Here is a 22,567-nt window from a genome sequence, read left to right as displayed (position 1 = left end):
CTGTTATATGGCGTGGATTTCTGATGTTGGTGGGGTGTTTGGAGATTAACCTTTGTTTTTATTGATGTTAATGCGTTTTTCTCTATTTCTAATAAATGTCTTATAGTTTGAAGGTGCAAATTCTGCATTTTGTTGCGTGTGGGGGCCAGGTGACTCAAACGACAATTTTATCTGAAGACGATGTTTTTCATTTTGACGTTTCGCTTCTTGTACCCGAGTTGCAATCACAAGATCGCCTGGGGGCGATCAAAGAACTGGTCGATCGGCTCTATGGGCGCAGGAAGGTGGTCGATAGTCTGAAATTTTTGCAAACTATTTTGGATCGAGAAGATCAGATGAGTACTGTTTTGGGCAGGGGTGTTGCACTGCCCCATGCGCGATGCCGCTCGGTTGCTCAGCCCGGTGTGGCGTTGGGCATTTCTCAGACGGGTATTGCTTTTCCCCCAGATGCAGAACCCGTTCACGTGATATGCATGGTTGCGGTACCCGATGCGGCTCCTGTGCCTTATCTATCGGTTTTGAGCAATTTGGCTCTGTTGTTTAAAAATTCAGATGTGCGAGCGGGTTTGATGGCTTGCGACACATCGATGAGTATGTATCAATTCATGACGAAACATCTGGCGCAAATTCGCAAGATGTCGGCTCCCCATTCTGTTTTATAGTGGTTCTCCCCCATCTTTTACAGGAGGTTCCCCTTGCCTGGAATTATGATACAAGATAGTGAGTCTCTGGATTTGTATCTGCGAGACATTGCCTCGTCTGAACCCCTTTCGAGTGCAGAAGAAATTGAACTGGCAAAGAAGATCCACAAAGGTTGTCAGAGATCCAGAGATAAACTGGTTGCGGCCAATCTCCGTTTTGTGGTGAGTGTGGCGCGCGAATATCAAAATCACGGGGTGCCTCTGGCCGATTTGATCAGCGCGGGCAATATGGGCCTGATGACGGCTGCCGAGCGCTTTGATGGCACGCGGGGCTTTAAGTTTATTTCTTATGCGGTATGGTGGATCCGCCAGGCGATTCACCAGAGTCTGGCACAGGATTCACGGGTTGTGCGGTTGCCCATTAATCGCATTGATTTGTTGCACAATATTTCAAAGGTGTCGCGCGAACTGAGGCAGTCAAGCGAGACCGAACCCGAACCCGAAACTGTGGCAAAAGAACTCGGTGTGTCGGTGGAGATGGTTCAGGATACGCTGATGCGCGCGCGCGATGTCTGGTCTCTGGATGCGTCTTTCCGCGAGGAGGATGACCACAGTTTGCTGCATGTGTTGCCCGATAAGACGCAAAAGGCACCGGATGAGGAAGTTGTAGAGGATTCAGTGCGCGAGCAGGTAAAAGATGTGCTCACGTCTCTGGATGACCGGGAGACCGAGGTTTTACGCCTGTATTTTGGTCTGGGCGGTGAAGAGCCGCTTACGCTTGAAGAGATCGGCGTTCGGTTCAATTTGACCCGAGAGCGCGTGCGGCAAATTAAGGAGAAAGCACTGCGCAGATTGCGCCATCCGCGTCGTCGCTCGCGGCTTGAGCCACTGCTGGAAGTGACCTGATTTTTTAAGAGCACCTTTTGGTGCTCTTTTTTTTACGTTTTTTTGGCTTGACAGCGCGCAAATCGAAAAATATACTGTAGTTGTTCATTTTTCGGATGATAACTTGCAGGGAGATTGAGATGAAACGCCTGATGATATGTCTTCTTTCCGCGTTCGCGCTGCAGGGGTGTAGTGATCGTTTGTCAGATATGCAAACACAACTGGCAGGTACCTGGGTTTTGCAAACGCGTCAATTGCAAGATGGTACTGTGTTGCGCGCCCCGCATATAAAAGGGTCGCTTTGTTGGGAGCCGATCAGTTCTCGAAAAGCACATATTACGCTCAATCTTCTGGAGGACACAAAAGACGGTACGCCCCGGCGATTTAATTATGCTGCCAGTACGTATGAAATTTCTACATCGGCGATTACGCGAGCCAGGCATGTGCTGGTTCGCCAAGGGTATCGCTCTTCTGCCGAAGCTCCGATGTCGATTTATCCCAAGGCCAAGAGCGTGAAGGGCAAGATTACGGTTGAGGGCGATAAAATTGAGATTGCACACGATGAGCAGCAGTGGGTTTTTGAAGGCAATACGATGACGGCATCTTATGAGGGGGCATGGGTCGATACATGGGCGCGGGTTCAGTAACGCTAACGGCCCGGTCTTCTGATAAGCAAAAAAGCAAAGCCCGTTGATCGGTATGATCAGCGGGCTTTTTTTGTGCGTTCGGCGCGCTACTTGAGGTAGAGCAGCCGTTGCGTTTGCACCCCGCCGGGATAGCTCAGACGTGCGATGTAGATCCCCGTTGACAGCGAGACGCCCCGCTGGTCGAGAACATCCCACCGTATCTGGTAGGAGCCTGCGGCCTGGGATTGATCCACCAGCGTGCGTACGGGCTGACCCAGCACATTGTAGATTACCAGTTGCACCGGACCGGGGCTGGACAGGTGGTAGGTAATCAGGGTGGCGCTGTTGAATGGGTTGGGAAAGTTGGGTGCCAGACCACTAACTTCTGGTACTGTCTCGGATACTGCCACGGGCTCGGATACGACCACGGGCTTGGACGCGGTTAGTGGTTCGACGCGTACGACCTTCATGCCGCCGCTTAGGGTCAGTTCCAGGATCTGGCGTTGGTTCTGGTTAAGGGGAATGGAGTGCCACTGGCCAACGGTTTCGCCATCGGCGTTGCGGGCGCGTGCGAGATAGTAACCACTTACCCCGTCCGCGCTGGAGATGGTGAGGGACAAAGAGCCATTGGCATCGGTGACGGCGTTATAGGCGTAGTCGGGCTGGCTGCCGGCGATGGATCGAGCAAACTCGACGGTCAATCCCTCGACGGCGTCGCCCATAACTGTGGCGTCCACTACCGTATGAGGTTCAGTTGGGACGACAACCTCGGGTGCACGCCCATAAAAGCCCGACCCAATGATGAAGTTGTACGGGATTACCCTTCCACCTATCTCGGTTTTCGTTTTGAACTCGCGTGCGTATCCCACCTTGGGGATATCGGCGCTGTCGGTGTCGTCATTGGGATCGTCAAAGTAATACTCCACGAAGCCGCCTTCCGGATCACTTTTCGCCGCTTCGATGACCTGCGGTAGTATGAGTTTTCCGGTGACCGCGTCTCGGACGGTCGCTATCAGAGGTCGAAGCTCGTATCTGTTCGGAAATGCAGCGTGTATTTGGATTACGTTGCTGGTAGTATCCAGTACATAGAGGTACACGGAACCGTGTCTCCAGGGCCCGTCCGGATCCCGAAGTGCGCTCCTGGCGATCCCACCGGGGAAATTGCCGGTTTTCCGAAGTTCGAGACAGTACTCCCCTGCTTCCGTGACGAAGGTTTTCAGGGTTTCTCGATCTACCACGTCCCTGGCGGTAACGGTCGGGGTAATGTGATCGATCTCTTCTTCAACTACGTGAGTTTCATTGAGCTCGAAACCGGCTATCATCACAAGCGGGCCTCTAAAAAAGTCCGACCAATATGCGGCGGCATAGCCGGAGGCATCCGGTATGCCTGGTCGCAGGCCTGATACAGGGGTGGTCGCATCGAATGCGCCATCCGGTTCTTGCGACAATATATTAACCACTTCGGCATTAGCCTGGGCGGCAATTTCAGAATCGGGAGATGCCAGGTTGGCCAGAACGGTTGAGGGTACTCCCAGCGAAGAAAGGATCTCTGCATAAATAAGGGGGTTGAGTCGCCTGCTCGACAATGCCATGTTCTTCGCGTGAATCAAAATACTGCCATCGGCCTTCAGAACCACGAGGTAGGTGGAACCGGAATACCAATAGCTCCCCTCTTGCCGGAAGAGACATCCATAGTATACCACTTGTCCCAGATTCTCAGCCGTCTGAAGCTGAATAACGAATTGATCTCTCGAGGCCAGCGCGAAGTCCTTCAGGGTAGCGCTGCCGTCTTCCACCTGTTGCGCTGTCACACGCGGTGCCACAGGGGATGTCACGCCGGGAGGGGGTGGACAATCTGCCAGGGCAGGAGGCGCATTGGAAAAGACGCCAGCCAGCACGAGCAGTCCGACAATGGGAATCAGGTATGTGGGTAATGTTCGAGTTTTCATCACGATGGTCCTCCCTTTTGAGTTAGATTTAAGACTTTCAAAAAAAGCGATATATAGACTTTTGGTTTATATATCGCCTTTGAATATATTGCTGTTACAAAAAAAGGTCAAGTTCTGCATAATCTACAATTACACTAAAACCAAACCCTCGCCTGGTTCTTCCGGGCGAGGGTTTGGTTGGCTTTGTGTGCGAGATGGGCGGATAGCGCGTCTTACCCAACCGTTCGGCGCGCTACTTGAGGTAGAGCAGCCGTTGCGTCTGTACCCCGCCGGGATAGCTCAGGCGTGCGATGTAGATCCCCGTTGACAGCGAGACGCCCCGCTGGTCGAGGACATCCCACCGGATCTGGTAGGAGCCTGCGGCCTGGGATTGATCCACCAACGTGCGTACGGGCTGACCCAGCACATTGTAGATTACCAGTTGCACCGGACCGGGGCTGGACAGGTGGTAGGTAATCAGGGTGGCGCTGTTGAATGGGTTGGGAAAGTTGGGTGCCAGACCACTAACTTCTGGTACTGTCTCGGATACTGCCACGGGCTCGGATACGACCACGGGCTTGGACGCGGTTAGTGGTTCGACGCGTACGACCTTCATGCCGCCACCCAGGGTCAGTTCCAGGACCTGGCGTTGATTGCGATTGAGGGGAATGCTGTGCCACTGGCCGACGGTCTCGCCATCGGCGTTGCGGGCACGGGCCATATAGTACCCACTCACGCCATTTGCGCTGGAGATGGTGAGGGACAAAGAGCCATTGGCATCGGTGACAGCGCTATAGGCGTAGTTGGGCTGTTGGCCAGCGATGGATCGCGCAAACGCGACGGTCAAGCCCTCAATGGCGTCGCCTGAGACTGTGGCCTCTACTTGGGTACGATGATCGGTTGAGACAACGTCGTCGGGTGCGCGCCCATAAAAACCCGATCCAATGACGTAGTGAGTTGGGACTACGCTTCCGTCTGGCCTTTGGATTTCACCGGTGAACTCGCGTGCGTATCCCACCTTGGGGATGTCGGCTCTGTCGGTGTCGTCAGTGGGGTCATCGAAGTAATACTCCACGAAGCCGCCTTCCGGGCTGCTGGCCGCCGCCTCGATGACCTGCGGCAGAACGAGATGTCCGCTCACGACATCTCGGACAGTCGCAACCAGAGGTTGAAGCTCGAATCTATTCGGAAACGCGCCGTGAAGTAGAATTGTGTTGCTGGTACGATCCAGGATGTAGAGGTACACGGAACCATGTCTCCAGGGCCCGTTCGGATCCCGAAAGGCTATCCTGACCTTCGAGATAGCGCTTATACCTCCGGTTTCGTAGGCTGCGCGAAAGTAGATCATCGCTTGCGTGACGAAGGCCTTCAAGGTTTCGCGGTCCACCACGTCCTTGGCAGTAACGGACGGGTCGCCGTAATCGATGTCTTCTTCAGTCAAGTGAGTTTCATTGAGATCGAACCCAGCGAGCACCACGATCGGGCTCTGAAAACCGAGTGAGAAGTAGACGCCGGCATAGCCGGAGGCGCCTGGTATGCCTGGTGACAGATCTGGAATAGGGGTGGTCGCATCGAATGCGCCGTCCGGTTCCTGAATCAATGTGCTCATGACGGCGCCGAACGCCTGGGCGGCGACAGCAGGATCAGGAGATACCAGATTGGCCAGATCGCTCATGGATACGCCCAGCCCGGAAAGGATCGCTCCATAAATCACGGGGTTGAGCAGCCTGCCCGACAATGACATGTCCTTCGCGTGAATGAACACCCTTCCGTCGGGCGTCAGGCTCACGATGTACGTAGAACCGGAACGCCAAATTCCATCGTCCTGCCTTGTGAGACATCCGATGTATGCCGCTCGTTCAAGAGTCGGTTGTCCCCGGGACTCGCTCCTAAAGAAATCTCTCGCGGCCAGCGCGAATTCCTCCAAGCTCGCGCTGCCGTCTTCAACCTGTTGCGCCGTCACACGCGGGTCCGCAGGAGGCGTCACGCCGGGAGGAAGTGGACAATCTGCCAGGGCGTTGGAAAAGACGCCGGCCAGCACGAGCAGTCCGACAACAGGAATAGTGAGTAATGTTCGAGTTTTTATCACGATGATTCTCCTTCTCGGGAAAATTGGCGCTACTTGAGGTAGAGTAGCCGTCGCGTCTGCACCCCGTTAGGATAGCTCAGGCGTGCGATGTAGATCCCCGTTGACAACGAGACGCCCCGCTGGTCGAGAACATCCCACCGGATCTGGTAGGAGCCTGCGGCCTGGGACTGATCCACCAGCGTGCGTACGGGCTGACCCAGCACATTGTAGATTACCAGTTGCACCGGACCGGGGCTGGACAGGTGGTAGGTAATCAGGGTGGCGCTGTTGAATGGGTTGGGAAAGTTGGGTGCCAGACCACTAACTTCTGGTACTGTCTCGGATACTGCCACGGGCTCGGATACGACCACGGGCTTGGACGCGGTTAGTGGTTCGACGCGTACGACCTTCATACCGCCGCCCAGGGTCAGTTCCAGGACCTGGCGTTGATTGCGATTGAGGGGGATGCTGTGCCATTGGCCGACGGTTTCGCCATCGGCGTTGCGGGCGCGGGCTGTATAGTAACCACTGACCCCATCTGGGTTGGAGATGGTCAGGGACAAAGAGCCATTGGCATCTGTGACAGCGCTATGGGCGTAGTCGGCTGGCTGGCCGGCGATGGATCGCGCAAACTCGACGGTCAATCCTTCGACGGCGTCGCCTATGACTGTGGCTTCCACTTCTGTACGGGGTTCAGTCGAGACACCATCGGGGGCGCGCCCATAATAACCCGATCCAATGACGAGGTTTAGTGTGAATGCGGTTCCATCAGTCCTCCCGACTGTAGTAGTGAACTCGCGTGCGTATCCCACCTTGGGAATGTCGGCGCTGTCTGTGTCGTCGGTGGGATCGTCGAAGTAATACTCCACGAAGCCGCCTTCCGGGCTACTCTTCGCCGCTTCGATGACCTGCGGCAGAATGAGCCATCCGGTCACGACATCTCGGACGGTCGCCACCAGAGGTCGCCACTCGAATCTGTCCGGAAACGCGCCGTGAAACAGGACGATGTTGCTGGTAAGATCCAGGACGTAGAGGTACACGGGGCCGTGTCTCCAGGGCCCGTTCGGATCGCGCGCGGCGATCCTGGCTTTCGCGATATCGGATGGACTGGTGGCATTCTCCTGGATTGCGATAAAGTACTCGCCTGCTTCCGTGACGAAGGCCTTCAGGGTTTCTCGATCTACCACGTCCCTGGCGGTAACGGTCGGGTCGCCGTAATCGATTGCTTCATCGCTAATGGGAACCAGGTGAGATTCATTGAGATCGAATCCGGCGAGCAACACGATCGGGAAGCCGGAATTTTCCAGCAAGAAAATGGCAGCATGGCCGGAAGCACCTGGGATACCTGGTCGCAAGCCTGGTATAGGAGTGGTCGCATCAAATGGAGCATCCGGTTCTTGCTGTAATGTGGCCATGACGGCGGCGAAAGCCTGGGCGGCGGTATCAGGGTCAGGAAAAGCCAGGTTGGCCAGCACAGTTGGTTCGACTCCCAGCGCAGAAAGGATCTCTGCATAAATCAAGGGGTTGAGTAGTCTGCCCGACAATGCCATGGACTTCGCGTGTTCGTACACCCTGCCGTCGGGCGTCAGTTGAATGAGGTAGGTGGAGCCGGAACGATAGGGGCTTCCCTCCTGCCTGATGAGACATTGAAAGTATAGTGCTCCTTCCAGAGTGCTTATCGGGGTCCTATATCGATCTCTCGCGGCCAGCGCGAAGTCCCTCAGGGTAGCACTGCCGTTTTCCACCTGTTGCGCCGTCACAGGCGGTTCCGCAGGAGGCGTCACGCCGGGAGGAAGTGGACAATCTGCCAGGGCGTTGGAAAAGACGCCAGCCAGCACGAGCAGTCCGACAACAGGAATCATGTATGTGAGTGATGTTCGAGCTTTTATCACAATGGTTCTCCTTCTCGAAAAAATTGGCACTACTTGAGGTAGAGCAACCGTTGCGTCTGTATCCCGTTAGGATAGCTCAGACGTGCGATGTAGATCCCCGTTGACAGCGAGACGCCCCGCTGGTCGAGAACATCCCACCGTATCTGGTAGGAGCCTGCGGCCTGGGATTGATCCACCAGCGTGCGTACGGGCTGACCCAGCACATTGTAGATTACCAGTTGCACCGGACCGGGGCTGGACAGGTGGTAGGTAATCAGGGTGGCGCTGTTGAATGGGTTGGGAAAGTTGGGTGCCAGACCACTAACTTCTGGTACTGTCTCGGATACTGCCACGGGCTCGGATACGACCACGGGCTTGGATGCGGTTAGTGGTTCGACGCGTACGACCTTCATATCGCCGCTTAGGGTCAGTTCCAGGACCTGGCGTTGATTCTGGTTGAGGGGAATGCTGTGCCACTGACCGACGATCTCGCCATCGGCGTTGCGGGCACGGGCGAGATAGTAACCACTTACCCCGTCCGCGCTGGAGATGGTGAGGGATAAATAGCCAGCAGCATCTGTGATGGCGCTATAGGCGTAGTCGGGCTGTTGGCCAGCGATGGATCGCGCAAACTCGACGGTCAATCCCTCGACGGCGTCGCCTATAACTGTGGCTTCCACTTCTGTACGGGGATCAGTCGAGACACCATCGGGTGCGCGCCCATAAAAACCCGATCCAATGATGAAGTGAAGTGGGACTACGCGGTCACCTAAAATGAGTTCACCTTTGAACTCGCGTGCGTATCCCACCTTAGGGATGTCGGCGCTGTCTGTGTCGTCGGTGGGATCGTCGAAGTAATACTCCACGAAGCCGCCTTCCGGGTTACTTTTTGCCGCTTCGATGACCTGAGGCAGAATGAGCTCTCCAGTAACGACGTCTCGGACAGTGGCTATCAGAGGTCGAAGCTCGAATCTGTCCGGAAACGCACCGTGAAACGTGATGATGTTGCTGGTAAGATCCAGGACATAGAGGTACACGGAACCGTGTCTCCAGGGCCCGTTCTCATCCCGAAGTGCGATCCTGGCTTTATAGAAAGCGGCTGGATCGCCGCTCTGTGAGATTTCGCGATACCGCTCCCCCGCTTGCGTGACGAAGGCCTTCAGGGTTTCTCGATCTACCACGTCCCTGGCGGTAATGGTCGGGTCGCCGTAATCGATCTCTTCTTCAACTACGTGAGATTCGTTGAGATCGAATCCCACGAGCAGCACGATCGGGGTCTGGAAACTGGGCGATATAACTGCGGCGGCATAGCCGGAAGCCCCTGGGATATCGGGCACATTGAACGGGCCGCCATCCCCGGCTACCGCGGCAGCGAAAGCGGCTAGGGCCGCAGCACGGTCGGTGAGGTCGGCTGGGTTGATTCCCAATGCTTGAAGGATCGCTCCATATATCAAGGGGTTGAGTAGCCGGCCCGACAAGGACATGTTCTTTGCGTGAGCGGATAGCCTGCCGTCGGGCGTCAGTTGCACGATGTAGGTGGAACCGGAACGGTACGGCCCCCCCTCCTGCCTGAAGAGACATCCAAGGTGCAATAGCCTATGCAAACTCGCCGATACTTGGCTAAACTCCGGATGATTTTTCAGGGCCAGCGCGAATTCCTTCAGGGTGGCGCTGCCATCTTCCACCTGTTGTGCCGTCACACTCGGTTCCGCAGGAGGCGTCACGCCGGGAGGGGGTGGACAATCTGCCAGGGCAGGAGGCGCATTGGAAAAGACGCCGGCCAGCACGAGCAGTCCGACAATGGGAATAGTGAGTAATGTTCGAAGGTTCATAACGATGGTCCTCCCTTTTGGAAAAATAAGCCCCTATAGCTGCGTCCTCTCTCTGAGGAGTTGTTTTTTAAAACTATGGAGCAATAAGAAACGTTTGTAACCGAATCGCAGACAGCATAATAAAAGATACCCTGGTAAGCAAATAGATTTTCTCTGCATAAATCCCATTGCTTTTAATATTAGCGAAACACTTATGAAACCTGCTGGAAATATAATCAGCGTAAGTTTGACTATTATTTCGATGCTGTTTCACAGTTAAAATACAGGTCAGAACTATGAATGAAGGAAGCCGCGAATACGTGTTGAATGCCGCGTCAGAACACGGGGTCAAATTTGTCAGGCTCTGGTTTACGGATATTTTGGGTTTTCTAAAGAGTGTCGCCATTCCCGTTGAGCAACTCGATGGTGCTTTGACAGAGGGGATCGGTTTTGATGGGTCGTCCGTAGAGGGTTTTGCGCGCATTGACGAGAGCGATATGATCGCGATGCCCGATCCCAATACTTTTCAGGTGCTGCCTTTTCGTCCGCAAGAAGGCGGTACGGTTGCGCGTATGTTTTGCGATATTCTCCAGCCGGGGGGAAATCCATATCGGGGAGATCCGCGCTGGGTGCTGAAAAAAAATTTGAGACGCGCAGGCGATATGGGTTTTGCGTTTTACGTCAGTCCAGAGATGGAGTTTTTCTATTTTGAAAAACCCGAGGTTCCTCTCGTGGGTTTGGATGAGGGTGGATATTTTGATCAGACGTCTCTGGATGTGGCGAGTGATTTGCGCCGGGATACGGTGTTGACGCTGGAGAAGATGGGGATTGAGGTGGCGTCCAGCCATCACGAGGACGCGCCGAGCCAGCACGAGATCGATTTGCTTTATACCGATGCGCTGACGATGGCGGACAATGCGATGACCTACCGTTTGGTTGTGAAGGAGATTGCCGTGAAGCACGGCGTTTGGGCGACGTTTATGCCCAAACCCATTTTTGGCGTCAATGGCAATGGTATGCATACGAATATGTCGCTGTTTAAGGGAGAGGCTAACGCGTTTTACGACGCTGAAGGCGAATACCATCTGTCGGATACGGCGCGGTATTTTATCGCGGGTTTGCTCAAACACGCGTGTGAGATAACGCTGGTGACCAATCAGTGGGTCAATTCTTATAAGCGGTTGGTGCCGGGTTATGAAGCGCCTTTGTACACGACGTGGTCGGTGGTTAACCGATCGGATCTGGTGCGCGTGCCGGCCTATTCTCTGGATAAGGAGAGTACAACGCGCATCGAATACCGGTCGCCCGATCCGGCCTGCAATCCCTATCTGGCATTTGCAATTATGTTGGCTGCGGGATTAGAGGGTGTTGAAAAACAGTATGAGGTGCCGCCGCCTATGGAAAAAAATGTGGCTGAGATGTCCAGTGCCGAGCGGGAGAACGCGGGTATTAAGACTCTGCCTCTGGATCTGTCACAGGCTATTGATCTGGCCGAGGGTAGCGATTTGCTTCGCAATGCCCTGGGGGATCACATTTTTGAGAAGTTTATTGCGAATAAGAAGATCGAATGGGCCAATTACAGGGCGCAGGTGACGGGTTACGAATTGGATCAACATCTTAAAATTTTGTGAGGTATAAGGATGGGGAAAAAACGCCGGCCGTGTCCCCGCGGGCTTTACGACGGGTGCCCGATTCCACGGGAGTTGTGTAGCGAAGATTACGCGCGTACAGGTGAGTGGCATTGTTTGAAGTTTTTGCGCGAGTTTGAGTGGTTTGTGTTTGGTACTGCTGGGGAAGATGCCGCGCCAGAGGCTCTCAGAACTGGCGAAGAAATTGTATCGCTGGAGGATTTGATGCGGGTGCTGGAGGGGATGGATGATGCGTGAGGGTTCAGATCGTTTTTTAAAGGCGTGTCGTCGCGAATGTGTGGATGCGACGCCTGTTTGGTTCATGCGTCAGGCCGGGCGGTATATGAAGGCTTATTGGACGTATCGCGATCGCTATAGTTTTCTCGATATGGTGAAGACGCCCGAGATCTCTACGGCGATTACGATGCAACCCGTGAACGCCTATGATGTGGATGCTGCGATTATTTTTCAGGATTTGCTGCCGATTCTCGAGTCGATGGGTTTGGATCTGGATTATGTAAAAGGAGAAGGTCCGGTTATTCACAATCCGATTCGCACGGTGGCAGATATCGATGCGTTGACCGTGAGTCCCGCCGAAGAGGCGATGCCTTATGTGGGCGATGCCATTCGGATGGCTGTCGCAGAACTCAATGGTCGCGTTCCGTTGATTGGTTTTGCAGGTGCGCCTTTTACGCTGGTTTGTTATGCGGTGGAAGGCGGTTCGTCGCGCAATTACGAGATTGCCAAGGGGTTGATGTACGGCGAGCCAGCGCAATGGCATCGTTTGATGGATATGATGGCGACAGCTATTGGGGATTATCTCATCGCTCAGGCCCGGGCGGGTGCCGGGGTGTTGCAGGTGTTTGATAGCTGGGTCGGGGCGTTGAGTCCGGCTGATTATCGCGAGTACGTGTTGCCGCATTCGCAAAAGGCGATTGCGATTGCGAAAGAAGAGGTGGATGTGCCGCTTATTCATTTTGGCACGGGTACGGCGGGTATTCTCGAGTTGTTGAAAGAGGCGGGGGGCGATGTTATTGGCGTTGATTGGCGCATTGATATAGATGTGGCGTGGCGCCGTTTGGGCGATGATGTGGGTGTGCAGGGCAATCTGGATCCCGTTGTGTTGTTCGCGCCTTTTGAGGAGATAATGCGGCAGACGAGGCGCATATTGGATTCGGTGAGGGGAAGGCCGGGACATATTTTTAATTTGGGTCATGGGATTTTACAGCGCACACCTGTGGAAAATGTGCGGAAATTGGTTGATTTTGTGCATGAATATACGGCGCGATGAGAAAATAATTGGCGTGCTTTTAATGGCTTATGGCAGCCCCGATTCGCTGGATGATATGGCGGCTTATTTGAGCGATATTCGGGGTGGGAGGCCGATGTCGCCAGATTTTGTGGCGGAGTTTCGCAGTCGCTACGCGCAGATCGGTGGCAGGTCGCCGCTGAATGAACGCACGTTTGAGCAGGCAGGGCATGTCGAGGCGGTGTTGAAGAAACGCGGGCGGGATGTGAAGGCATATACGGGGATGCGTCACTGGAAGCCGCGGATCGTGGAGGCGGTGGCGAAGATGCAGGGGGATGGTGTTGAAAAGGCTGTGGGCATTGTGATGGCGCCGCATTATTCGCGGATGAGTACCTGGCTCTATCAGCAGAAGGTTGAGGATGCATTAAAAGAGGTGGGGAGTGATATTGAGTTTGCCTATGTCAATTCGTGGTGCGATCAGCCCCGGTTGATTGAGGCGCAGGCGGCAAAGGTACGGGCGGGGTTGGAGAGGTTTCCGGAGGATGCGAGGCGGAAGGCAAAGGTGGTTTTTTCGGCGCATAGTTTGCCGGCCCGGTTGCTGAAGATGGGCGATCCCTATGACGATGAATTAAAGCGCAATGCTCAGGCGATTGTGGATCGATTGGGTCCGGTGGATTGGATGTTTTCATATCAGAGCGCCGCACATACGGGCGAGCCATGGTTGGGTCCGCAGATTGAGGATGTGATTCCCGCTCTGGCTTCTGGCAATTATCGCGATGTTCTGGTCTCGCCTATTGGTTTTGTGTGCGATCACGTGGAGGTGCTTTACGATATTGATATCGGTTGCCAGGAGATTGCACAAAGATGCGGGATGCGTCTGGAACGCACAGAGATGATGAATAGCGATCCCGTGTTTATCGAGGCGATTGCCGATGCGGTGGAAGAGGTGATTTAAAAGCTGAAGGCTGAGAGCGATATGCATATAACTATTATTGGCGGTGGCATAGCGGGTCTTGCGACCGCTTTTTATTTGGAAAAAAGAGCGCGAGAGCAAGGTCGGGACATTCAGTATTCCTTGCTGGAGCGCAGTGACCGATGGGGCGGGATGATTGCGACGGAGTCGGTGGATGGTTTTTTGATTGAGGGCGGTCCGGATTTGCTGCTGACGCAAAAGCCCGCGGGTATTCAGTTGTGTGAGGATCTGGGGTTGGCGGATCGGCTGATTTCGACGAATAATGATCGGCAGCGGACGTTTTTGGTGCGGGATGGGAAGTTGGTGGCTTTTCCGGAGGATTTTTCACTGGTGCCTGTGAGATTTTGGTCCCTTGCGACGTCACCTTTGTATTCGTTTTGTGGAAAGGTGAGGATGGGGCTGGAGGTGTTTGTTCCGCGGCGGAGAGACGAGGGCGATGAGAGTCTGGCGAGTTTTATTCGGCGGCGTTTGGGCGTGGAGGCTGTGAATATTGGCGGGGCAATGCTGGCGGGTATCCACAGTGCAGATGCAGAGCGTTTGAGTATGCAATGTGCGTTTCCGATGTATGTGGCGATGGAGCAGCGCTATGGGAGTTTGATTAAGGGGGTGCGGGCGATGAGGAAGGCGCGCGCATCTACGGGGACTGCGATATTTCAGACGCTGGTCGGTGGGATGGGTGAGTTGGTCGATACTTTGATTGCGGGTTTGGATGGGGATTTGCGCCGGGGTGTTGCGGTTGGGTCTGTTAGAAAGGTGGGTGGGGGATTTGAGGTGGTCGCTGGTGATGAGGTGATCGGGACAGATGCCGTGGTGATGGCGACGCCGGCTTATGTGTCCGCTGATCTGGTGGCGGATTTTGCGCCGGATTTGAGTCTTTTGTTGCGCGGTATTCGCTATGTTTCAACGGCGACGGTTTCGCTGGCGTATCGGAAGAGGGATGTTGAGGGGCAACACGATTTTGAGGGGTTTGGTTTTTTGTCGCCAAAACACGAGGGGCGTCGGATTACGGCGTGTACATGGGTTTCGACGAAGTTGAATTTTCGCGCGCCGGACGATGGTGTTCTGGTGCGTACTTTTGTGGGAGGAGCAGGGCAGGAAGATCTGGTGGATCTGGATGATGAGGCGCTGATTGCACTGTCGCGCGAGGAGTTGGAAGATTTGATGGGGTTGACGGCTGATCCTCTGTTTGCGCGCATTTTTCGCTGGAGAAGAGGACGCCCCCAGTTCGATGTGGGGCATCTGGAGCGCGTGGCTGAGATGGAGCGTCTCGCCGCACAGGTGGGTGGGTTGTTTTTGACGGGGAGTGCGTATCGCGGATCGGCGATTCCCGATTGTATTGTGCAGGCGGTGGATACAGTGGATCGGATTTTTGGGGAAGTGTGAAGTGTGAAGGGAGGACCATCGTCATCGCGGCATGATGTTGAGCCGCGATCCAGTGTTTTTTCATTATTGATGAATCCATGTTCATTACAACTCATAAACATTTTAAGACGATTATCATGGTTGCCACCCGGTCGCTGGATGACAAGGGGTGGGTTCTTGTCGGTGGCTCTGTTTTGCGTCTGTTGCGCGTGGTGTTTCTGCTTTCTTTGTGGCGGATGTTGTTGCCCGAGTCCGGAGAGGTTTCTGGTATGACGCGCAATGCGGTGCTTACTTATACTCTGATTGCCGAGGTTTTTGCCGGGCAGATTTCTGTGCGTACAGGTCTGGACGGGGCGCTCTGGCGCGGGGATATTGCCAATCGCTTTTTGCGCCCGGTGGGGATTTACGGCCAGTTTATTGCGGAGATGTTTGGTTCGGGTTTGCCCAATCTCATTTTGTTTTCACTGCCGCTTTTTTGTCTGGCGCCCCTTCTGGGGGTCGATCCTTTGCCGGAAAGCGCGTTTGCCGGTGTTTTGTTTTTGTGTAGTCTGGTGCTGGGCATTGCCATCGGCGCGGCGTTTGATTTCATTTTTGCGAGTTTTATGGTTTTGCTGGAACAACATGTCTATGCTTTGACGCAGATTCGAGATGCGGTTAGCGTTTTGTTGTCGGGCGCGATTATTCCACTTGCGCTGATGCCATGGGGGATTGGGGATTTTCTGACTTTTTTGCCTTTTGCCTCGCTGGCGTCCGCGCCGCTGCGCATTTATACGGGTACGGGGGATCCCCTTTTTCTCATCGGTCTTCAAGCTTTCTGGGCTGTTGTGCTCTGGCCCGTCGCTCACTTGCTCTGGAATGCCAATCGCGAACGTCTGGTTTCGCATGGGGGATAAAGAAGTGTGAAGTGTGGAACGGGGTACAACTGGTCGCAGTCCAGACCAGTTCACGATGAAGTGTGAAGAGTAAAGGGCGGACCATCGTCATCGCGGCATGCTTAAAGCCGCGATCCAGGAGGTTTAATTTTTGTGAAGACTTTGACAAAACTCTTCGCCCGCTGGCGGGTGCAGGCTTATCTGGATTTTATGTGGATGACGCGGGATTTTCGGTTTTTTTTTATTAATATTGTCTCCGATATCATTCTCAATCTCGCGGGTGTTACAGCGGTTTTTCTGCTGGCTGAGCGGTTTGAGGGTATTGGCCTGTGGTCGCGGGATCAAATTGTTTTTATGCTGGGGTATGCCGCGCTTGTTCGCGGGTTTTTAGATATGGGGTTTAGCTATAATGTGCTCCAGATCAGCCGCCGCATTGGGCGCGGTCAGATGGATCATACGCTCGTGCAACCCCAGCCGGTGTGGATGGGTCTATTAACCGAGGGTTTTATGCCTTTTTCCGGGTCGTGGTCTTTGTTCACGGGGATTGGTATTTGGACATGGGCTATTTTTCAGCTCGATGCGGTGCTTACCATGTACTGGTGGTTGATGTTTTTTTGCAATCTCGCGTCTTCCTGCGCGATTGTGCTGGCTTTTTCTTTTGTGTGGGGAAGTCTGGCTTTTTGGGCGCCGGTTGCCGCGGAGGAAATTAGCAGCCGCGCGGTCAATTTTATGTTCCAGCTCAAGTCTTTTCCGCTGGATGGGCTGAGCAGCTATGTGCTTGTCAGTATGCTTACTGTTTTGCCCGTGGGTTTTGTCGCGTGGTATCCCTGCCGCCAGTTGCTGGGTATTGCGCCGTCGAGCCTGTGGCATACGCCGCTTGTGGCGGCGGTTCTGTCTCTGATCGCATGGATTTTATTTAAAAAAGGAATGCAGCACTATGCACAGACCGGGTCACAGCGCTACCTCGGTTTCGGACATCGCGGTTGAGCTTACCGAGGTCGATAAGATTTTTTACCAGCGCCAGCGTTCGGAGAAGGTTCGGGATGTTTTCAAGAATTTGTTTCGGCCCAATGTCCGGGAGATTCGCGCGTTGCAGAAGGTGAATCTCGAGATTCGCCGCGGCGAGATTGTCGCCTATGCAGGTCCCAATGGTGCGGGAAAATCCACGACTGTTAAGCTGCTTTCCAGTGTTCTTGCACCGACGTCTGGGACGGTTCGCTGTCTGGGTATGGATCCGATGAAGGATCGCGTGCATTATGTCGAGCGCATTGGCGTGGTTTTTGGTCAGCGGACAGAGTTGTGGTGGGATCAGCCCGTTGCGGCGAGTTTTGAGTGGAAGCGGGTGGTCTGGGATATTCCCCGGGATCGGTATGATGCTATGCTCGATTTTGTGAAGAATCTTCTCGGGATTGATGAATTTTTCAATAGTCTCGCGCGTCAACTCAGTCTGGGACAAAAGATGCGGGCGGATCTCGCGCTTATGCTTATGCACGAGCCTGAGATTCTCTTTTTGGACGAGCCTACCATTGGGGTTGATGTGCTTGCCAAACGCAATATGCTGGAGTTTATCAAGAATCTCAATCGCGAAAAGGGCGTTACGGTTATGATCACGAGTCACGATATGGATGAGCTGGAGCAGCTCGCGGGGCGCATTGTGATAATCGATAAGGGCAATATCGCGTTTGATGGGGATTTTCGAGAATTGCGCGGTCAATTTGGGGACCGCAGGCATCTTATTATTGAGACTGCCGATACGTTTCCACCGCAACTTTCAGGCGTTCAGTTTATTGAGAGCGAAGGCAATCGCCATCACTTTACGTTCGATGCGGCACAGATATCGATACCGACATTGCTCGATGAAGCGGCAGAGCAAGCGACTATTCGCGATGTGGAAACCCACCGCGCTCCGATTGACGATGTGATTGCGGATATGTATGAATATTGGGATGGGGTTAATTGACGGCTTTGACGATTTCGATTTTGACTCTGGCAACGCCTTCATCGACCATGTCGAGTTTTTTGGCTGCACCGAGGGAGAGGTCGAGGATGCGTCCATCAACGAAGGGACCGCGGTCATTTACTTTGACGACGACGGATTTGCCGTTGCCCAGGTGGGTGACGCGAATGATTGTGCCGAGGGGCAATTCGCGGTGTGCGGCGGATAGGCCGTTCATGTCGTAGATTTCACCGCTGGCTGTTGGTCGTCCGTGAAATTTGTGCGCGTAGTAGGATGTGTAGCCTATTTGAGATGATCGGTATTTGGGGGACGGAGATACGGTCCTGGAGGGTTTGGAGGGTTTGGGTTTGTCTGTGATGGGTTTGCCGCGATAGCGGGGATGCGAGGCACATCCCATGATAGAGACGCAGAGGAGGATGCAGAGCAGGTGGGAGATTTTAATGCGCCGCAGGTGGTTGCATGCTGCCGACGAGGTCGGATATGCGGTCGATTTTGTGTGCTTTGCAATAGTCTGCAATGCCATTGAGTATCTCCAGGGCTGCAAGGGGGCGAACAAAGGTCGTGGTTCCGACCTGTATGGCGGATGCGCCAATGATGAGGAATTCAATGGCGTCGCGCGCTGTGGCTATGCCGCCCATGCCGATGACCGGGACAGAGACGCGTTCGACGACTTTCCAGAGCAGGGCGAGGGCGACGGGTTTGATCGCGGGGCCTGATAAGCCGCCTGTGATATTTCCCAGGATGGGACGGCGGGTGTCTATGTCTATTGCCATGCCCAGCAGGGTGTTGATGAGGGCGATGCCGTCTGCTCCGCCTTCTTCGACTGCGCCGGCTATGGCGGCGATGTCGGTTACGTTTGGGGTGAGTTTGACGATGATGGGTAATTGCGATACGGCTTTGACGGCTCGGGTTACGTTGTGGGCGGCGCGTTCGGAACAGCCAAAGAGCATGCCGCCGTCTTTCATGTTGGGCGATGAGATGTTGAGTTCAAGGGCGTCTATGCCTTCGAGGTCGTTGAATCGGGCGGCCATGTCGGCAAATTCCCGGTCCGATGTCCCCGCTATGCTGACGATGCGTCCGGTGTTGAGCGCGGCGAGGGGTGGGACTTTTTCGGCGATGAATGCGTCGATGCCCGGGTTGGTCAGTCCAATGGCGTTGAGCATGCCGGATGGGGTTTCGGCTGTGCGCGGCGGTGGGTTGCCCGCCCGGGGGTGATAGGTGATGGTTTTTGTGACGATGCCGCCGATTTTGCTCAGGTCAAAGAGAGACGCGTATTCGGCGCCGTGTCCAAAAGTGCCCGATGCCATGATGACGGGGTTTTTGAGCGTGAGCCTTTTGGCGATTTTTGTCGAGAGATCTAATTGAGAGTTGGACATTTGACCGTGATTGGGGTTTTCGTTCTTGAATGACGCGAGATTAATATTATTTTAGGATTGAACTTCGTCAAGGGAAATCATGAAATCCGGGGGTTTGTACGATGATTATTGATGCGCATAATCACATTTATTATCACGGTTTGAATGCCGAGGGCGTGCTGAATGAGATGGATCAGTTCGGGTATGATGTGGCGTGGTTGCTTACGTGGTATTTGCCGCCGGGTGAGCATGTGGCGAGCAGCCATCGCGTGTTTAATCCGGTCAATGCACGGCCCGATGGCACGCACGCGGGGACGACGTTGAATGATCTTTCGCGGGCGTGTGAGAAATATCCCGATCGGTTTGTGGCGGGATATTGTCCCTGTCCTTCAGAGGGCGATGCCGCAGGGCTTTTTGAGGCTGCGTATTATTCGCATGGTGTTCGGGTGTGTGGGGAGTGGAGCTATCGGATGTTGTTGAACGATCCCCGTGCGATTTTGTTGTTTCGCAAGGCGGGTGAGTTGGGTGCGCCAGTGGTGTTGCATATTGATACGCCGTTTTTGAATGGGGTGTATCAGGAGGCCTGGTATGGTGGGGAGATTGGCGCGCTGGAGCAGGCGTTGCAGGCGTGTCCAGATACGACGTTTGTCGGTCACGCGCCTGGGTTCTGGCGGCATGTGAGTGGGGATGAGGCGACTGATGCGGAGGTATATCCTTCGGGTCCAATTGTGCCGGGGGGGCGTTTGTTTGATTTGTTTGCACACTATGCGAATCTCTGGGCGGATTTGTCGGCGGGTTCTGGTTTGAATGCGTTGACGCGGATGGATGATAGGGGGCGGGATTTTTTGATCGAGTATCAGGATCGTTTGTTGTTTGGGCGCGATGCTCCGGGGAATGCGTTGCAGGTACATATAGATGGGTTAGATTTGCCACAGGATGTCAGGCGGAAGATTTATTGCGAGAATGCACTGCGGCTGGTTCCTGTGGAGAGGTCATAATACAAGGGAGGCGTTATGAAGACACATGTATATACCAGTGGCCAGGATGGGTATCACACGTATCGCATTCCGGCATTGCTGGTGACAAAGGCGGGGACTTTGCTGGCGTTTTGCGAGGGGCGGCGCACCGGGCGCGGGGATCACGGGGATCTCGATTTGCTGGTGAAGCGGTCAGAGGACGGTGGGGAGACGTGGTCTGAACAGTTGTTGATTTACGGGGAGCCTGGGGAGGTGACGATTGGTAATCCGTGTCCTGTGGTGGATGGTGATACGGGTGTGATCTGGCTACCGTTTTGTCGGGAGAATGACGATGTGTTCATTACGCATAGTGGGGATGATGGGAAGACGTGGGCAGATCCCACGGAGATTACTGCGGTTGTGAAGAAGCCTTCGTGGAATTGGTATGCGACGGGTCCGGGTGTTGGTATTCAATTGCAGCGGGGGGAGCACAGGGGGCGGCTGGTGATTCCGTGCGATCATCGAGAGGATGAGACTTATGGGAATGGTTCGCATACAATTTATAGCGATGACCACGGGGCGACTTGGCAGATGAGTGCGTTGATTACACCGGGTGCGAATGAATGTCAGGTTGTGGAACTGGCGGATGGGTCGTTGAAGATGAATATTCGGATGCAGACGTTTAGCGAAGGGTTGCGGGGGATTTCGGTGAGTGGGGATGGTGGACACAGTTGGTCGGAGGTTGTACACGATGCGAATTTGCCGTGTCCAAAATGTCAGGCGAGTTTGATAGGCGAAGGCGACCGATTGTTTTTTTCAAATCCGGTGTCGCTTACGCCGGTGGAAAGTCCCGAAGCTGGAGATCGGTTTTATCCGGGGAAGGGTAGAGGCGAGCGCGAGAATATGACTGTGCGTTTGAGCGAGGATGGCGGAGAGACATGGGTCCGGGAAAAGCTGTTGCACGAGGGTCCAGCAGCGTATTCCTGCCTAACTCTGTTACCCGATGGAGATGTTGGGTGTTTGTATGAGGCGGGCGAAGAACATTCGTATCAGTATCTAATTTTTGAGCGGTTTAGGATATGATGCACTCGAGGGAGTTCAATGTGACCAGATTAATTTCTCAAATTGGTAGTGAGCGCGCGACTTCTGGCGCGGGGAATAAGGTTGTTACGTACGAGGGTAGGACGCATGTGGTCTGGCAGGATGTTACGCGTGAGGGCTATTTTAACAGGGTTTGCACTTTTGATCGCGATACTGGCGAATGTTTGGGACCGTTTACGCTTAATCAGGGACGCGATAATCACGCGCGTCCGGTTATGACTATTGACCATCAGGGCTACTTGCAGGCTATTATGAGTGGTCATAATTCGCCGGTGACGTATCGGCGGTCGGTGCGGCCCAATGATGCGAGTGAGTGGACAGAGGGAGAGCCAGCCGGGTCGGGGACCTATCCGGTTGTTGTGTGCGGTTTGGACGATGCGCTTTATTTGACGGTGCGTTCATCCAATCGCTGGGATGGTGTGGATTTTTATTCTAAAGATAAGGGTGGAGTCTGGGAAGCGCGCGGGAAATTGGTCAAACGGCGTGAGGATTATACGGGTTATGGTGCTTTCCAGACTGGTATGGCTGTGGGTGCAGATGGTGTTCTTCATCTTGTGGTGGATTTTTACGAGGGCAGGGGAATCTACGATCAGCGCGGGCTGCATCAGGCTGTGTGTTATATGTGTAGCCGAGATGGTGGCGAGACGTGGGAGAGGGCCGATGGCTCGCGCGTCGAGTTGCCAGCGCGGCCCGAGCAGCTCGATGTTCTTGCGCGTTCTGAGGAGGATGAGCGCCACGAACCTATGCCCCGTCCCGAGGTTCTCTCACAGGGTTGTATTGTGGTTTCTTCTGAGGGACCACATATTCTCTATGTTTCACATTTGGATGAGCCGGGTGAGATCGTTCACGCCTATCTCGATGCAAAGGGTGTGTGGCAGCGAGAGTCCATTGATACGGGTTTTCCAGGCCACCGGCCGACGGGGTGCCGGGGGGCGTTTAGTATGGATGAAGCGGGTACGCTTTATGCTTTGCTGGAGTTTCAGCCTCTTGGAAGGGGCTGGAATGAGGGCAAGCCCACGCGTGGATTAAATTGGGAGACAGAGGATAAGCGTCTGGTCTGGTTGACTTTGCAGGATGGGGATTGGAAGTCGCAACTCGCTTTGCCCCAGGATGCGATTTTTAATGAGGCGAATCTGGAACGTCCTGCTGGTGCCAATACCATTCCCGCAGGGCAGTACCCGCCTTTTGTTTTTTTTGATGGGGAATCCCGTTATCCGGATAAAGAAATAGGCGAGGTGATCAATAATCGGGTGTTTTTTTGTGGTGGGTAAGGTATTAAAAAAG

The 22,567-nt window shown here is 54.2% G+C and carries 20 protein-coding genes; 14 read left to right on the top strand and 6 right to left on the bottom strand.

All coding sequences use genetic code 11. From position 1 onward, the window contains the following. The first annotated feature begins 95 nt into the window (after positions 1-95). The 3 genes from F4Y39_12470 to F4Y39_12460 all read left to right on the top strand — a co-directional run bounded on the left by F4Y39_12470 (position 96) and on the right by F4Y39_12460 (position 2,173). Entirely contained in the window at positions 96-662 is a 567-nt protein-coding gene (locus F4Y39_12470) for a PTS sugar transporter subunit IIA (GenBank protein ID MYC14534.1), read from the top strand. 45 nt (positions 663-707) lie between these two features. After that, entirely contained in the window at positions 708-1,547 is an 840-nt protein-coding gene (locus F4Y39_12465) for an RNA polymerase sigma factor RpoD/SigA (GenBank protein MYC14533.1), read from the top strand. A gap of 119 nt (positions 1,548-1,666) precedes the next feature. After that, positions 1,667-2,173 carry a hypothetical protein gene (locus F4Y39_12460; GenBank protein MYC14532.1) on the top strand — a complete coding sequence of 169 codons (507 nt, stop codon included), beginning with the start codon at positions 1,667-1,669 and terminating at the stop codon, positions 2,171-2,173. 86 nt (positions 2,174-2,259) lie between these two features. Here F4Y39_12460 and F4Y39_12455 read toward each other — a convergent pair whose 3' ends face one another. From F4Y39_12455 to F4Y39_12440, 4 genes are all read right to left on the bottom strand, one after another. After that, positions 2,260-4,101 carry a T9SS type A sorting domain-containing protein gene (locus tag F4Y39_12455; protein ID MYC14531.1) on the bottom strand — a complete coding sequence of 614 codons (1,842 nt, stop codon included), beginning with the start codon at positions 4,099-4,101 and terminating at the stop codon, positions 2,260-2,262. A gap of 232 nt (positions 4,102-4,333) precedes the next feature. Further along, complete coding sequence (locus tag F4Y39_12450) at positions 4,334-6,169, bottom strand: T9SS type A sorting domain-containing protein (protein MYC14530.1); 1,836 nt, start codon at positions 6,167-6,169, stop codon at positions 4,334-4,336. 29 nt (positions 6,170-6,198) lie between these two features. Next, positions 6,199-8,040 carry a T9SS type A sorting domain-containing protein gene (locus F4Y39_12445; GenBank protein MYC14529.1) on the bottom strand — a complete coding sequence of 614 codons (1,842 nt, stop codon included), beginning with the start codon at positions 8,038-8,040 and terminating at the stop codon, positions 6,199-6,201. 29 nt (positions 8,041-8,069) lie between these two features. After that, positions 8,070-9,851: a T9SS type A sorting domain-containing protein gene (locus tag F4Y39_12440; protein ID MYC14528.1), complete on the bottom strand. Its 1,782-nt coding sequence runs from the start codon at positions 9,849-9,851 to the stop codon at positions 8,070-8,072. A gap of 275 nt (positions 9,852-10,126) precedes the next feature. On the opposite strand from F4Y39_12440, the gene F4Y39_12435 reads away from it, so the two are divergent. From F4Y39_12435 to F4Y39_12400, 8 genes are all read left to right on the top strand, one after another. Then, positions 10,127-11,461, top strand: coding sequence for a glutamine synthetase (locus F4Y39_12435; protein MYC14527.1), 1,335 nt, complete (start codon positions 10,127-10,129; stop codon positions 11,459-11,461). Between the two features lie 9 nt (positions 11,462-11,470). Next, positions 11,471-11,716 carry a hypothetical protein gene (locus tag F4Y39_12430; GenBank protein MYC14526.1) on the top strand — a complete coding sequence of 82 codons (246 nt, stop codon included), beginning with the start codon at positions 11,471-11,473 and terminating at the stop codon, positions 11,714-11,716. Further along, the gene (gene hemE, locus F4Y39_12425) at positions 11,709-12,749 is read left to right on the top strand and encodes a uroporphyrinogen decarboxylase (GenBank protein ID MYC14525.1); all 1,041 of its coding nucleotides are present in this window, start codon (positions 11,709-11,711) and stop codon (positions 12,747-12,749) included. Before F4Y39_12430 ends, hemE begins: the two co-directional genes overlap by 8 nt. Then, positions 12,703-13,662 (top strand): ferrochelatase, encoded by a 960-nt coding sequence (locus tag F4Y39_12420; GenBank protein MYC14524.1) that lies wholly within the window; start codon positions 12,703-12,705, stop codon positions 13,660-13,662. The genes hemE and F4Y39_12420 overlap by 47 nt, the downstream gene beginning before the upstream one ends. 21 nt (positions 13,663-13,683) lie before the next feature. Then, a complete protein-coding gene (gene hemG, locus F4Y39_12415) occupies positions 13,684-15,063 on the top strand; it encodes a protoporphyrinogen oxidase (protein MYC14523.1) in 1,380 nt (459 codons plus the stop codon). Between the two features lie 77 nt (positions 15,064-15,140). Next, a complete protein-coding gene (locus tag F4Y39_12410; GenBank protein MYC14522.1) occupies positions 15,141-15,935 on the top strand; it encodes a hypothetical protein in 795 nt (264 codons plus the stop codon). Positions 15,936-16,067: 132 nt separating this feature from the next. After that, the gene (locus F4Y39_12405) at positions 16,068-16,901 is read left to right on the top strand and encodes a hypothetical protein (protein ID MYC14521.1); all 834 of its coding nucleotides are present in this window, start codon (positions 16,068-16,070) and stop codon (positions 16,899-16,901) included. Beyond that, positions 16,852-17,874: an ATP-binding cassette domain-containing protein gene (locus F4Y39_12400; GenBank protein ID MYC14520.1), complete on the top strand. Its 1,023-nt coding sequence runs from the start codon at positions 16,852-16,854 to the stop codon at positions 17,872-17,874. Before F4Y39_12405 ends, F4Y39_12400 begins: the two co-directional genes overlap by 50 nt. Here the strand turns inward: F4Y39_12400 and F4Y39_12395 are convergent. Beyond that, on the bottom strand, positions 17,867-18,394 hold the full coding sequence (locus F4Y39_12395) for a septal ring lytic transglycosylase RlpA family protein (GenBank protein ID MYC14519.1): 528 nt from the start codon (positions 18,392-18,394) through the stop codon (positions 17,867-17,869). The two genes, F4Y39_12400 and F4Y39_12395, sit on opposite strands and share 8 nt — an antisense overlap. Then, a complete protein-coding gene (locus F4Y39_12390; protein MYC14518.1) occupies positions 18,309-19,247 on the bottom strand; it encodes a dihydroorotate dehydrogenase in 939 nt (312 codons plus the stop codon). The genes F4Y39_12395 and F4Y39_12390 overlap by 86 nt, the downstream gene beginning before the upstream one ends. Positions 19,248-19,348: 101 nt before the next feature. On the opposite strand from F4Y39_12390, the gene F4Y39_12385 reads away from it, so the two are divergent. From F4Y39_12385 to F4Y39_12375, 3 genes are read left to right on the top strand one after another with little or no spacing between them, the layout of a single operon-like run. Beyond that, positions 19,349-20,224: an amidohydrolase family protein gene (locus F4Y39_12385; GenBank protein MYC14517.1), complete on the top strand. Its 876-nt coding sequence runs from the start codon at positions 19,349-19,351 to the stop codon at positions 20,222-20,224. A 15-nt stretch (positions 20,225-20,239) separates the two neighbouring features. After that, a complete protein-coding gene (locus F4Y39_12380; protein MYC14516.1) occupies positions 20,240-21,265 on the top strand; it encodes an exo-alpha-sialidase in 1,026 nt (341 codons plus the stop codon). After that, entirely contained in the window at positions 21,262-22,554 is a 1,293-nt protein-coding gene (locus tag F4Y39_12375; GenBank protein ID MYC14515.1) for a hypothetical protein, read from the top strand. The genes F4Y39_12380 and F4Y39_12375 overlap by 4 nt, the downstream gene beginning before the upstream one ends. Positions 22,555-22,567 lie beyond the last annotated feature (13 nt).

Source organism: Gemmatimonadota bacterium (genome assembly GCA_009838845.1).
Taxonomy (GTDB): Bacteria; Latescibacterota; UBA2968; order UBA2968; family UBA2968; genus VXRD01.
The sequence above is the reverse complement of the archived record's forward strand: the minus strand, read 5'-3'. Positions and strand labels throughout refer to the sequence as shown.